Annotated in this window: 12 protein-coding genes; 8 read left to right on the top strand and 4 right to left on the bottom strand. The window is 61.5% G+C overall.

Annotated features, from left to right (window positions below; translation table 11 throughout):
* The first annotated feature begins 56 nt into the window (after positions 1-56).
* From SynRS9909_RS01790 to SynRS9909_RS13880, 4 genes are all read left to right on the top strand, one after another.
* On the top strand, positions 57-1,250 hold the full coding sequence (locus SynRS9909_RS01790; protein WP_007100775.1) for a hypothetical protein: 1,194 nt from the start codon (positions 57-59) through the stop codon (positions 1,248-1,250).
* A gap of 124 nt (positions 1,251-1,374) precedes the next feature.
* A complete protein-coding gene (locus SynRS9909_RS01785; protein ID WP_007100776.1) occupies positions 1,375-1,959 on the top strand; it encodes a hypothetical protein in 585 nt (194 codons plus the stop codon).
* The gene (locus SynRS9909_RS01780; RefSeq protein ID WP_007100777.1) at positions 1,959-3,677 is read left to right on the top strand and encodes a hypothetical protein; all 1,719 of its coding nucleotides are present in this window, start codon (positions 1,959-1,961) and stop codon (positions 3,675-3,677) included. Before SynRS9909_RS01785 ends, SynRS9909_RS01780 begins: the two co-directional genes overlap by 1 nt.
* A gap of 124 nt (positions 3,678-3,801) precedes the next feature.
* On the top strand, positions 3,802-4,182 hold the full coding sequence (locus tag SynRS9909_RS13880) for a sigma factor (protein ID WP_007100778.1): 381 nt from the start codon (positions 3,802-3,804) through the stop codon (positions 4,180-4,182).
* A gap of 122 nt (positions 4,183-4,304) precedes the next feature.
* Here the strand turns inward: SynRS9909_RS13880 and SynRS9909_RS01770 are convergent, their stop codons facing one another.
* From SynRS9909_RS01770 to SynRS9909_RS01760, 4 genes are all read right to left on the bottom strand, one after another.
* Positions 4,305-5,426 carry an IS3 family transposase gene (locus SynRS9909_RS01770; RefSeq protein ID WP_007100122.1) on the bottom strand — a complete coding sequence of 374 codons (1,122 nt, stop codon included), beginning with the start codon at positions 5,424-5,426 and terminating at the stop codon, positions 4,305-4,307.
* The gene (locus tag SynRS9909_RS13875; RefSeq protein WP_007100121.1) at positions 5,390-5,851 is read right to left on the bottom strand and encodes a helix-turn-helix domain-containing protein; all 462 of its coding nucleotides are present in this window, start codon (positions 5,849-5,851) and stop codon (positions 5,390-5,392) included. The genes SynRS9909_RS01770 and SynRS9909_RS13875 overlap by 37 nt, the downstream gene beginning before the upstream one ends.
* 284 nt (positions 5,852-6,135) lie before the next feature.
* The gene (locus tag SynRS9909_RS01765; RefSeq protein WP_162858295.1) at positions 6,136-6,819 is read right to left on the bottom strand and encodes a hypothetical protein; all 684 of its coding nucleotides are present in this window, start codon (positions 6,817-6,819) and stop codon (positions 6,136-6,138) included.
* A gap of 591 nt (positions 6,820-7,410) precedes the next feature.
* On the bottom strand, positions 7,411-8,382 hold the full coding sequence (locus tag SynRS9909_RS01760; RefSeq protein WP_007100780.1) for an integron integrase: 972 nt from the start codon (positions 8,380-8,382) through the stop codon (positions 7,411-7,413).
* 133 nt (positions 8,383-8,515) lie between these two features.
* Here SynRS9909_RS01760 and SynRS9909_RS01755 point away from each other — a divergent pair, with 133 nt between their 5' ends.
* From SynRS9909_RS01755 to SynRS9909_RS01740, 4 genes are all read left to right on the top strand, one after another.
* Positions 8,516-10,087, top strand: coding sequence for a DUF4055 domain-containing protein (locus tag SynRS9909_RS01755; protein ID WP_007100781.1), 1,572 nt, complete (start codon positions 8,516-8,518; stop codon positions 10,085-10,087).
* Complete coding sequence (locus SynRS9909_RS01750; protein WP_007100782.1) at positions 10,084-10,602, top strand: hypothetical protein; 519 nt, start codon at positions 10,084-10,086, stop codon at positions 10,600-10,602. The genes SynRS9909_RS01755 and SynRS9909_RS01750 overlap by 4 nt, the downstream gene beginning before the upstream one ends.
* Positions 10,603-10,605: 3 nt before the next feature.
* Positions 10,606-11,673, top strand: a complete 1,068-nt coding sequence (locus SynRS9909_RS01745; protein ID WP_083774440.1) for a LysM peptidoglycan-binding domain-containing protein — start codon at positions 10,606-10,608, stop codon at positions 11,671-11,673.
* Between the two features lie 75 nt (positions 11,674-11,748).
* A complete protein-coding gene (locus SynRS9909_RS01740; protein WP_007100784.1) occupies positions 11,749-12,615 on the top strand; it encodes a hypothetical protein in 867 nt (288 codons plus the stop codon).
* Positions 12,616-12,633 lie beyond the last annotated feature (18 nt).

Raw genomic sequence — 12,633 nt, 5'->3', positions numbered from 1 at the left:
GGGATGGTGCACACAGGAGAGTCCAGATAAGAAAAAATCGTTATAATTTGTCTCAAATGAGCCTGGCTCCCATAGAGGTTCGGATGACGATCCACTCCATGCCTGCAGCGACACTCCAGGAGCCAGCCACGACCAGCCGTAGCCATCAGAGCAGCCTCACCAAGGCGAGGAGGCGCCGCTCAAGCAATTCTGGCGATGGGAACGAATTTTCCCAAGCCGTGGCCGCACTCTCTGGTTTCGGCATGCCCGACATCATCTCTGGGCTGGCGCCAAGGATCAGCTTTCCAACGACGATTGATACGCAGTTGAGCGGGGCACTGAGTGCCTTCGGAACAACAAGCGCTCTGGATTCGGTTCTGAAGGCGCAGCACGAACAGATGAGACGCCTTCAAGAGCTGGCCTTCCCACATGCTCAGCTCTTGGAGTGCATGCCCTCTGCAGCAAGCGCCATCCAAGCGATAAAAGGTGGGCTCAAAGCCTCTGTTGCAGATGTCGTCCTACCCCAGGCCGCTCTAAAAGCCAGCGAATTGATGCACAGTTCGCTGACACGACACCTCGACACTCTCAGCAGCCTGCATCTCTCGCTGCGGATCCATGCAACACCGATCGAGGTTTCAGCCTTAGTTGATTCCGATACTGAAAAGAGCAGTGATCACGGCGTTGAGCAAGACCGAGCCAAACGTGCGCAGCTGATCCCCACACGCGCAAACAATGGCGAGCTGGAGTTCAAGCCCGAGACACTCGCTGATCCTGCACAGGTCAAGCACTTGCTCAGAATGCTCAACGACTTTCTGGCGACGGATGAGGTTTCGGAAGATGCCAAAGAAGGGATTGCAAGCGCCATTGCCTGGTACAAGCTTGGCCAGAGGGCTCACAGGCCCCAGGATGGCCAGAATCTCAATATCCTGATTCACGCCTTCTTGCGTCATCAACAAGGACTGTCGACGCAACCAGGGTTTGATCGGCTCTTGAGCAGTGGACTGCTCATCGCCAAAGCCAACCATCGTTGCGCACAGCCTGAACTCGAGCCTCGGATTTATACATCGAATGAGCTGGCAATAATAATGAACTACGACGAGGGCACCATCCGAAGAAAGGCCAAAGCTGCCTGGAGCCGTGGAGCCCTACCTCAGCCGCTAGACAAAGACTTGACGTGGTATGTCGTCGGCACCCCTAACGATTCAAGCGGTGGCCGGAAATGCGGCTGGAAATTCCAGAAGCGCTGCTTTGCCCAAGCGCACCAACAGTGACGACACAGCAGAAAGAGCATTACAAACGAAACAAACCTCCCCATTAGGGAGCAAATAGTCTCCAATAAACGTCAAAATTAGTCATCAAACAGCGATAGACTGAGGGGAAATATGCCGCTCAGACATGGCCGCAGATCCTGACTGCGGACAAGACAAACATTCGCAACCCGCAGAAGCGGAGCATGACGATCCCGTTCATGCGCTGCGCGGCGCTCCTGATGCTGAAGATCCTGAGGGTGGTCCGATCTGGACATCCACTGCATCGGAAGCCGCCTCCAGTGGAAAAACCAACGCGAATGCCCGCAAGTCGCACCCGAGATGTCGCCAGCCACCTCACCCCACTGAAGCCAAGCCCTTCGCGCCAAGGCCCAGCAAACAAGAGGTGGAAAGGCGAATTGCAGAGGCCCAGCTATGGATCGCTCAGCGACTTCCGCTCATCCAGATTCGGGAGAATGCTGCCCGAAACTGGGGGGTCACCAACACCAAAACCGTCGCGCGCTACCTCAACCTCGCCCGCGAACGGATGGTGGAGGAACTGATCTCCGACCGGCGCAGGCACCAGGCCGAGCAGATCTTTGCCCTCAATGAGTGCGCCCGTCGGGCGATGGACGCGGAGCAGTTCTCAGCAGCGGTGGGCGCCTTCCGTGTGATCGCCGAGATCGGCGGGCTACTGCGGGCGCCGATCAAACCGCCGGAGGCCAAGGGCTGATGGGTCGCATTGCTGCCACCACGTCGGCCACGGCCACGGTCCCAACCGATGGCGGGCTGCTGCTGGATCCCGCCACCGACCTCTGGGCCGACTGGGGTCTGCTCGGTGTTCCAGACCCTGACCGGGCGTCAATGACCCGCCAAGGGCTGCTGTTCCGCGACTTCATCCGCGCTGCCTTCCCGAGCTTCCAGTTCCACCGGCTCTCCGAGCTCCTGATCGATCTGCTGCAGCAGGTGGCTGATGGGCAGCTGACGCGCCTGATCGTCTGTTGTCCGCCGCGGCACGGGAAAAGTCAGCTGGTCTCACGCCTGTTCCCCGCCTACTGGGTGAGCCGCCACCCCGAACTGTTCTGCGCCATTGCCAGCTATTCGGGTGAGCTGGCCTATGCCCATAGCCGTGAGGCGCGGCACTACTACCGGATCACCGGTCATGCCCTCTCCAAGGATTCCGCGGCTGTCGGCAACTGGCTCACCCCCCAGCGGGGCGGCTGCATCGCTGCCGGCGTGAAGGGTCCGTTCACGGGCAAGGGCTACAACCTCGGGATCATCGACGACCCCTACAAGGGGCCGGAAGATGCCAAGTCGGCACTGCAGCGGGAGCGGCTAATCGACTGGCTCAAGAGCGTCTGGTTCACCCGGGCTGAGCCCGGTCTCACAGCCGATGGAGCCCTCCTCCCGGCAGCGCAGGTGGTGGTGCAGACCCGCTGGGACCACCACGACATGACTGCCTGGCTCCTGGAGCAGGAGGCAGAAGAGAACCCGGAGCACTGGACGGTGCTCAACCTGCCGGCCATCGCCGAGCCAGAGGCCATTTCTATGCAGATTCCGCAGACCTGCACGAAAGTCCCCGACTGGCGCCAACCCGGCGAACCGCTCTGCCCCGAGCGGGTGCCGCTGGAGGTGCTGCAGCGCATCCGCACCCGCCTGGGTTCCTACTGGTGGAATGCCCTCTACCAGCAGCGGCCCAGCCCGGCGGAGGGTCTGCTGTTCCGCAAGGACTGGATCCAGCCGCCACTGCCGGTCGCTCCAGGCCAGCCCCGTCGCTACGCGCCGTTGGTGCTGAGCTGCGACCTGAGCTTCAAGGAAGGCAAGGAGAACGACGCCTGCGGTTTTGCGTTGCTGGGCCTGCTCGAACCCCAGCGTCATCTTGCGGCGGATGCCAGGAGGCAAGGCTTGGTGCTGGCGGCCAATGCCGCTGCTGCTCAAGGTTCGCCAAGGGGTGTCAGCTCAACGGACACCCTTGCGGGACGCGGAGCCGAAGGAGGGGGACTTGATCCCTGGGCTGAACTCCAGATTGAGGCGCTCTGGGCCCACCGCCAGCGGCTGGATCTGCCGGGGGTGATCAAGTTCCTGCTGGCCTCGCTCGCCTCCTTGGAGCGCCAGGGCCTGCGCCCCAATGCCGTGCTGATCGAGGACGCCGCCAACGGCCCGGCCGTCTGCCAGCTGCTCAAGCGCCAGGTGCCGGGGCTGATCGCCATCCCACCCAAGGGCAGCAAGGCATCCCGGGCCCACGCCGTTGCCCCGCTGGTGGAGGCAGGCCAGGTGCGCTTTGCCCGCAAGGCCGATTCCCTCATCGAGGAGCTGCTGGCCTTTTCGCCCCGGGGCGGCGTCGACGACCAGGTGGATGCCTTCTGCCAGGGGGTGCTCTGGATCGAGGCCCAGTTCTGGCGCGGCAGGGGCTACGGCACTTCTCCAGTGCCGATGGTGTTTTCGAGGTAAATCAATGAGCCAACCAGCAGACCCAAATCAGCGACATCGGCCTTATCCACGAGTCGTCGCCTATCCACCAAAACCTCGTCGGCATCGTCCTGCAAATCCTCATGCCGCGGCTAATGAATTGGCGATGCAGCACCGCGACATTGCTGTCACCGTAGCCGGCAATATCTCCCGCCGAACCGGTCACCCCAAGGAGGACCTGGAGCAGATCGCTATGCTCGGAATCATCCAGGCCGCCCGTCGCTATTCACAAGAGCGCGGCTCTTTTCGACCCTATGCACGTACCTATGCCAACGGCGAGGTGTATCACTATCTCAGGGATAAGGGTTTCCTGATCAAGGTGCCGGCCAGCTGGAGGGAGCTGTATGCGCGGGGGCAGAAGTTGATGAGGATGGGGACTATTGCAGGGGAGGTGCCTGAGAGACTGGAGGTCAGCCGGGAGCGGTGGGGAGAGATCGTGGTGGCTTGTAGTCAGCGTGTGGTTGCGTTTGAAGTGGGGGAGGAGTGAACGCTGCCCTTGAGTGGCAGGCAGGGAGCTTGGGCTGGCGGAGCTGAGGGCTGGTGGTGGCCTGTCCACTCGAAGGGCTTGTTCGGTGACTTTCAGGAAAGGTGTCACTCCTGGGCTGCCTTTCAGGCCGCCTGCATCAACGGTAGCTGCCCTGGTTCATTGAGTTCATCTGGCGGCTGATTGATCCAGACCACCTCCGGTTGACGCCAACACCTGGTTGATCGTGACCAACGCCTTGGATTGAGCTGTCGGGCTCGCTCGTAGACGACAGCGCGATGGCGGCTGATCTCCACAGCCCGGCCATTGTGACGTTGCTGGGGCGTCACGAATTTGATCCCGCTGTGGCGGTGTTGGTGGTTGTACCAATCGACGAACGCGGCCACCCACTGACAAGCCTGCTCTTTGGAGGCAAATGGCTTGCGGGGGTAATCAGGCCGGTACTTCACTGTCCTGAACAGGGATTCTGAGTACGGGTTGTCGTTGGACACCCGTGGCCGTGAGAACGACCTGAGTACGCCCAGTTCCTCCAACCGGCTTTCCAGCGTGGCTGCACGCATGGCGTTGCCGTTGTCGGCATGGAGAACCAGAGGTTGTTTCCTGCCTTTGCTGATCCGTTCTCTCAGGCAAGCCCTACTCACCAGATCCGCTGCAATCGCTGGATCTTCCCGTTCGGCGACATCCCAGGCCACAACCTTGCGGCTCCAGACGTCGATTACCAGGTAGAGGTAAAGCCAGATCCCGCGCACGGTGGTGGGCAGGTAGGTGATGTCCCAACTCCACACCTGGTTTGCGCCTGAGGCCCTGAGCCGTGGAATGGGGCGCGGTTCCTGTGGTGGCCGTGCACGACCGCGCCTGTGCACCTGTCCGTGGGCGTGGAGCACCCGGTAAAAGCTGCTCTCCGAGCCGATGTACAGCCCCTGATCTGCCAGTGCTGGCACGATCTGACCTGGTGGCAATGCGGCGTACTGGGGCTGGTTGCAGGTGAGCAGGATGCGCTGGCGCTCCTCTTCACTCAGTCTGTGGGAGACCAGGCGTGGGCTGCCTTTACGACGATCGTGACCACCGTCATCACCCGTCAAGGCCTTGCGCCAACGCTTGAGGGTGCGCAGAGAGATCCCGATCTCGCTGCAGGCACGCACCAAACCCGCGCCAGCGGCATGTGCCTCGCTGATCAGCTCGATGGCCTTCTTCCTGTGAGCGGCGCTGGTCAGCCTTCCGCGTCCTCCGAACAGAAGGCTTCCCACTTTTTTCGCAGCACCAGCAGGGCCGCCATCTCCGCCATGGCCTTCTCTTTGCGCTGCAGCTCCTTCTTGAGGGCTTTGATCTCCCGTTGGTCCTGGGCGCGGAGCTTTTCCAGCTCCTTCTGCTCTTTCAAGGTCAGCACTGGCTTTTCATTGGCATCCTGGGCCGCCTGCCGCCAACGCTCCACCTGCTCAGGAAACAGGCCTCGCTCTCGGCAGTAGGCACTGAGTTCGGTGGCGTTCAAGCCAGCCGTCTCCATCACCACCGTGAACTTATCGGCAGCGCTCCAGCCCTCTGGTTCCTTCTCGGATGCCGGCACCACCTCTCCCTGCAACCGCCATGCCTTCCTCCAGTTGTAAAGGGTCACCACGTGAATGCCCAGCTCCTCGGAGATCTGGGCCACGCTTTGCCGCTGCGGTGGGCTCATTCGCCTCCTCACGTCAGCCTTTACAGCCTCGCTGTAACGACGCATTGGTCATGTCCTCAAGCCCCCGGGTGTACTGATCACAGGGGTGACAACTTTCCTGAAACCGGGGGGTTCGCTGGAAATAAAGTTCAGCAGATCGATCTCGGCAAAGACTCTTCCTCAGTGGGCGGATAAAATTCATTGCTCTCCCACCCTGAGGCAAAGTAAATTGCAAATTATAGCTTAATGCAGCAAAGTCTGATTGAAGTTCATATGACATGATTCCTCTTGTCTTGGGCGATAAGTTATTCTTCTTCGGTGGCAGATGGCAGTGGATTGAACTTCTCGAAGGCTAGGCTATCAAATAAGTGCGCAGATACTATTTCAGATATAGGCACGAGGATGCGGAAGTCTTCAACCCCAAGCACCAGGCGCTCGGCCTCTTCTTCAATCATCTGTTTATACACGGATGTATATTGAGTTGTAAGCTCAAGTTCATGAGTATCTTTGTTTCTATAGCCACTGACGGTGGGCAAGATAAAAATATACTTGCGATCATACTCTGGATTGAATGGCCATAGCACAAATCCAATATAGACTTTTCCGTTTTTAAGAGTTACCATAAGCTGCTTGGTATTCTCAAGAGCTTGATCCAGAATTATCTCAAGGTAGTCATTCCATTTTTTAATTGCTTTCTTTTGTTCATGCCTTCTTGAAGAGAACTTATTGACAATTGGCCAACTGCACAATCCAATAAGAAATGCTCCAAATGCGACTCCAGAGTGTCTGAATGGAACAAGCCACTTCCACCATTCATAAAAAGCGGGAAAAGTCGAAATCAGAAACTTAGACGTTATATGTGAGATGATTAAGAATATCAGCCCCCAAACTGCTGACTCGATTAAAAGACGTTGCCCAGAGTGTCTCTTTGAATCAAAGAGTGTCTTGTTGCATTTAGAGATAAATATATACCCGCCAAGCAGTGGCAACAGAAGTAAATTGAAAGGCATTAGCCAGCCTGTGGCTTTTTGTTATCTTTAGTGGCGCTTCTCCTAATATGCCTGGATACAACTATTCTCGAAATTCTGTCAATTTCTTCTCTGCCAACTCTGCTTCTCAGGATGTCAGCGGCATTGACGTAAGCTACTCCTGAGGGTGATAGCCTAATTTGTGGCTTTTCAAACTGGGCTTCAGCCATAACAATACATGTATCTAATTACATTTTAGCATGTTTCAGTTTTTATGTCAATTATTAATGTTGGCGCTTTTTACGTGATTATTAACCAGGCACTGATGCGCGAGCCTTGTGACATGAAAAAGCACACGCTTATTATGAAAATTGTTACAACTATAAACCTAACAAAAATGTTGGCACGGCTGCCGTTCCCGGACCATTGGCGTGGAAGCGAACTAGTCATTGGACGGTTCCGAGAACCACGCGGGCCCCAGGCTCCCCTTCTGCAAACCACACCTCACTTGAAGCTGTGATCCAGGGGGCGCCAGGCTGGGCAAGGCTTTTCCTGCGGACGACCCTACTTATAGTGCTTGTTCACGGGTCCGAGAACCACCGGTTCTCAATGCTACACAAAGTCCGCAGGGCTGTTGACCCCAAGTGGCCCGCGGTTGAGCACGTGGGTGTAGATCATCGTTGTGCACACGTCCTGGTGGCCGAGCAGCTCCTGGATCGTGCGAATGTCCTGGCCGCGCTCCAGCAGATGGGTGGCAAAGGAATGGCGGAAGGTATGGCAGCTGGCCGCCTTGGTCACCGCCGCTTCCGCCACAGCCTGCTTCACCGCCTTCTGCACCAGGGCAGGATCGATGTGGTGCCGCCCCTGCTGACCGCTCACGGAATCGCGCCAGCGCCTCTGCTGAGGGAACACCCACTGCCATCCCCACTCACGATCGGCATGGGGATACTTCCTCGCCAATGCATAGGGCATCAGGACCTTCCCCCAGCCTGCATTCAGGTCGGCCCGGTGCAGCTGCCGCACCACCAGCAGGTGCTGCCTCAGCTCAGGAACCAGGCTCTGGGGCAGCAAGGTCATGCGGTCCTTGCCGCCCTTGCCATCGCGGACCGTGAGCTCCCGCCGTTCGAAATCCAGATCCTTCACCCGCAGCCGCAGGGCCTCCATCAACCGCAGACCACTGCCGTAGAGCAACCCCACCACCAGTGCCGGCACTCCCTCCAGATGCAGCCGCACCGCCCTCACCTCCGCCTCGCTCAGCACCACCGGCAGCCGCCTCCTGGTGCGCGCCCGCACCACTCCCTCCAGCTCCAGGTCCCGCTCCAGCAGTTCCCGGTACAGAAACAGCAGCGCCGAAAGCGCCTGGTTCTGCGTCGAGGCGCTCACCTTCCCCTCCACTGCCAGGTGCGTGAGAAAAGCATTCACCTCCGCGCTGCCCATCTCCCGCGGATGGCGCATGCCATGAAACCGCAGAAACCGCCGCAGCCACTGCTCATACGTGGCCACCGTGCGACGCGCGTAGTGGCGGGCCTGCAGCTCCTCCCGGTAGCGCTGGATCAGGCCCGGTGGCCGCGATTGCTCTGTCATCAGCTCTGCTGCGTCTCCAACAGATCAGTTCCACCAGCCGACACAACCGCGTCCAGTTGAGGCTTCACTGCTGAGCGCGGAGCAGGGCAGCAGCAGCCCCAGTCGGCAATAGCTCGTAGCCGCTCGATGCCGCGTGAGCAGTCTCGCCAGCCAGCAGACGCCCTGGCAGCAACACCCCAGCCTGCTGGCCCTGGCGGGGTCGCTGCAGGTCACCGCCGACTGCTGGGCTTTGCTCGCCGCCCCTGACGGCTCCAGCCGCAAGGAGCATTACCTGCCCAAGGGTGAACGGGAGCCTGAGACCGCCTACCGCAAGCGCCTCGATGCGGCTCGCCCGTCGGGCTTCTTCCGCGACGCGCTGCGCACCTACGCCGGCATGCTCAGCCGGGGGAGCTGGATCAGCCTCCCCGCAAGCCTGAGCTCGGTGCTCACTGACGTGGACGGCCGGGGCACGGACCTCGGCGTGTTTCTGGCCGCTGCCGACCTGCTGGTGTTGCGCGATGGCGCTGCCCTGGTCCTTGTGCTGCCCCCTGAGCACAGCTGGCCCAGCGAGGGCGACCGGCAGGAGGCCCTGCGCCGAGGGGATCGCCTATCCCTCCCTCGACTGCAGCTGGTGCCGCGGTCCAACTGCCTGAACTGGGAGCTGCCGGTTTCGTATGGCCCGCCGGGCCGGATCATCTGGCGGGAGCCGGTGAACAGGCCGATCAGCACCGAGGCTCCAGGCAGCGAGGTTGCTGTCACCGACCAGATCAACGCCCTGCTGGGCGATGCCGATGGCCCCGACCGTTGGCACTACCGCAGCCTGCAGTTGCTCACCGCTGGCGAAAGCATTACCGGCTTGCAGCTGGCCCATCACCCGGTCTGCGCTGACCCCCAGGCCAGCAGCGGTTGGCGCTGCGATGAGCCGGTGGTGACGACCTACGAGGGCATCCACAGCCTGCCGGCCTGCTGGTACACCTCCGATGGCTCCGGGTTTGGCGAGGGCGACCTGCCGCACCTGGGCCTGGCGCACCAGTACCTCAACCACTTCCGCTGCAAGAGCGAATACGAGGAACTGCTGAGCCGCACGGCTCTCCCTGTCGGCGTGCGCAAGGGAATGGTCGACGCCATGGGCAACAGCCAGGCCGGCCCCGTGGTGCTGGGCCCCAACACCTGCATGGACCTGCCGGCCGATGCGTCCTTTGAGTTCGTGGAGATCCGGGCACGGTCGCTTGCGGAGCACCGGGCCTGGCTGCAGATCCTCGATGACACCATGCGCCGCGATGCGCTGATCCCATCCCAGAACCGCGGGGCGGCCCGCACCGAGATGGAGATCAGCCTCACGGCCTCTCAGAGCTATGCGCTGCTGCAGGCGATGGCGATTCAGAAGGCATCGCTGTTCTCGACCCTGCTGCAGCACTGGTGTGCGCTGACCGGTGAACCCCTCGATCCGGGTGCTGGCTTGCAGGTGACGGTGAGCCCGCTCACCCCACCGATCCAGCCCCAGCCCCAGGTCAAGGAATGGATCGAGCTGTTCGACAAGGGGGTGATCAGCCGGGAGGAGTTGCGACACCAGTTGGCGCTGGCGACGGCCAATGCGATCAGCAGCCCGACGCTGGATGACAGCCCGGCGACCAAGGCTGGGGAGGGAAGCGCAGCAGCGGCAGCGTTATCGCCACTGCTGCCTCCAAGGCAAGAGGAGACAGACGCCGCAGCTGCAGCCGCATGAGCCAGACCCCCACCGACTCGCCCTACCGCTGGCGCGCTGCTGACCTGGAGGGCATCCGCATTGCCCTCCAGGTCCCGGCGCACATGGCGGCGATCCGCGCCATCAATGACGCGATGGTCGATCTCGAGCAGCTCTACCCCGACGCGATCCCCACCGCTCGCCGCGAGTTGGATGCGATCAGCGCCATCGACACCGAGCTGGCGGGGCTTGGCCCCGAGCAGCTGCAGGCACCGATCGAGACCCGCCGCAAGGCCGCCAGCCCCGATGCTCTGCCGGAGGACGGGACGCTGCCGATCAAGAAGGCGGACGTGATCGAGTTCGACACCGAGCTGCTGCGCGAGGAAACGGTCACTCGCTACGGCAGTGGCCTCTCGATCGAGCAGGCGCTGCGGCGTCAGCGCTCCAGCCATGCCCAGGCGTTGCTGCTGATGCTGCCCACCTTGGCGGGCTGGAGCCGCGACCCGCAGCTGGGCGGCCAGGGCAGTGGGTTCACCGCCGCGCTGGAGCGGGGCTGAACCATGACGCTCACCCCTGCCCCGGGGACACCGTCTGGGGCGTTGCCTCCTTCAGTGCTGCAGCCCTACGCCAACGCCCGCCTGCTGCTGTTCATCCACCAACTGCCTGGCCGTTTTGATTCACCACGCCTCGGACGAATGGTCTGCGAGGCCTTTCTCAAGCGTGGCCGCATAGTGAGCGTGAGCAGCGGCAATCTGGGCATCGATAGCGGTGACTTCACATACACGGGCTATCTCTGCCGCTCCGCCCTGCTGGATCCATCACCCAGCGATCCCTGGGACTGGCTGAACGCTGAGATGACATGGAGTCAGGTGGGCTACCGGCCGCCCCTGGCCGATGGCCGTTTCTGCGAGGCGCCGGCCGCTGGTGCCATCTGGCTCGGGTCGCTGGCGCAGCTTCAATCCCCTGGTCTGCTGCCACCAATCAGCCGAGGCCAACTGGCCGGCCTCACCGTCACCGAGTTCGCCGGACCCTTTGGCGCCGGTGGCATTGGTTCGCTGGCCCAACCACTGCTCGGTGAGCGGCTGGAGCTGGTGCTCAAACCCAACCGCATCGCCGTGGTGCAGGACGATGACACGCTGCTGTCGCTCGCCGAGCGCTACGGCACCACCGTCGACACCCTGCGCGCGCTCAACAACGACATCAGCGCTATCACCGAGATCAGCACCGCCGAGGGCGACACGCTCAACGGCCTGGCCCAGCTGCACGGCACCAGCGTGAGCTGGCTGCGAGACCAACCGGAGAATGCCTGGCTGCTCAGGCCTGAGGGCCACACAGTCACCGAGGGCGAAACGCTCACCTTCATTGCCCAGCTGTACGGCACCACCCGCACCACCCTGCGCAAGCTCAACCCTGCCTACAGCGACTTCCGCGAGTGGCCCGGTGATGCACCGCTACCGCTGGGGGAGGTGTTGAACCTGTTCGCGATCAGGCCCTCCACAGCTTTGCCGGTTGGAGAAGCCCTGGTGGTGCCGCTGTATCGGCCTTCCACACCCCTACCGGCCGGCAGCTGGTTGTTCCTGCCCAGGCGACGAGCGGCGGCCAGTGCTGCTCCGGCGCTCGATCTGTAAGCCAGCGGCGGCATGGCAACAGCTGGTGAGCACAGCCCGGATGGGGTGCTCACTCCACGACAGCCGCGATGGGTCATGGCCACTTCCCCTGTTTCCTCCACGTCCACCACTGCGCCTGCCGCCCCCAGCGGCCCAAGCGCTAATGACCTCTATGCCGCTACGTCAATCCCTGGCGAGACCACAGCGGTAGAGGCCTCGGCCAACACCGATGAAGCCGACAAAGCGCCGGCTACGGCAGCCGAAACAACGTCAGCTCCTGCAGCCGAGAGCCGCAGTTCAGATCCACTGCGGGATGAGCGTCGCAAGACCAACCAGCTCGAAAAAGAAATCCGCACCCTGCGGCAGCAGCTGAACCGCTTCTCGGAAATCAACCCCGAGGAATACGCCCGGCTGCAGGAGGCCGAACGCCAGAAGCAGGTGCTGGAACAGCAGATGGAACTGCGCGAACGCCAGATGGAAGAGGCCTCCGCCCAGAAGGTGGCTGCTGTTGCAGCCGAGCGCGATGAGGCCAAGCAGCAGATCCTGCAGCTGCGCAAAGACAGCCTGCTCGAGCGGGCTTTCTCAGAAGCCGAGGGCCGCACTGGTGGTGATGCACGCGGCACGTTCTTTGACATCTTCAAGGGTCAGCTGGGGGCGTGCTTCCGGCTCAGCAGCGGCAGCGATGGCAAGGACGTGCTCGAACCGCTGGACAGCCAGGGCAAGCCGCTGCTCGGCGATGACGGCCGGCCGATGACCACCAGCGAATTTCTCGATCAGATGCGTGTGCATCCCGTCTACGGCTTCCTGTTCCAACAGCGAGGTCCGGCCGGCATGCAGGCCGCTGCTGGGCTGACGGTGTCTGGGATCGGCAGCAACGGTGAACCGATCAACCCGCAGGCGATGAGTGCTTCTGAGCTCTACCGGGCGTCCTTTGCAGTCAACGGCCGCAGTGCTCGCCGCTGACTCCACCTGCTCACACAC

The organism is Synechococcus sp. RS9909 (genome assembly GCF_014279595.1).
Classification (GTDB): domain Bacteria; phylum Cyanobacteriota; class Cyanobacteriia; order PCC-6307; family Cyanobiaceae; genus Synechococcus_C.
This window is presented reverse-complemented; position numbering and strand designations above follow the sequence as displayed.

Bases quoted from the DNA above. Each gene is read 5' to 3' on its own strand.
- SynRS9909_RS13880 (WP_007100778.1), top strand. From the start codon at position 3,802: ATGCAGCACCGCGACATTGCTGTCACCGTAGCCGGCAATATCTCCCGC.
- SynRS9909_RS01745 (WP_083774440.1), top strand. From the start codon at position 10,606: ATGACGCTCACCCCTGCCCCGGGGACACCGTCTGGGGCGTTGCCTCCT.
- SynRS9909_RS01760 (WP_007100780.1), bottom strand. From the start codon at position 8,382: ATGACAGAGCAATCGCGGCCACCGGGCCTGATCCAGCGCTACCGGGAG.
- SynRS9909_RS13875 (WP_007100121.1), bottom strand. From the start codon at position 5,851: ATGAGCCCACCGCAGCGGCAAAGCGTGGCCCAGATCTCCGAGGAGCTG.
- SynRS9909_RS01790 (WP_007100775.1), top strand. From the start codon at position 57: ATGAGCCTGGCTCCCATAGAGGTTCGGATGACGATCCACTCCATGCCT.
- SynRS9909_RS01740 (WP_007100784.1), top strand. From the start codon at position 11,749: ATGGCCACTTCCCCTGTTTCCTCCACGTCCACCACTGCGCCTGCCGCC.
- SynRS9909_RS01785 (WP_007100776.1), top strand. From the start codon at position 1,375: ATGGCCGCAGATCCTGACTGCGGACAAGACAAACATTCGCAACCCGCA.
- SynRS9909_RS01750 (WP_007100782.1), top strand. From the start codon at position 10,084: ATGAGCCAGACCCCCACCGACTCGCCCTACCGCTGGCGCGCTGCTGAC.
- SynRS9909_RS01780 (WP_007100777.1), top strand. From the start codon at position 1,959: ATGGGTCGCATTGCTGCCACCACGTCGGCCACGGCCACGGTCCCAACC.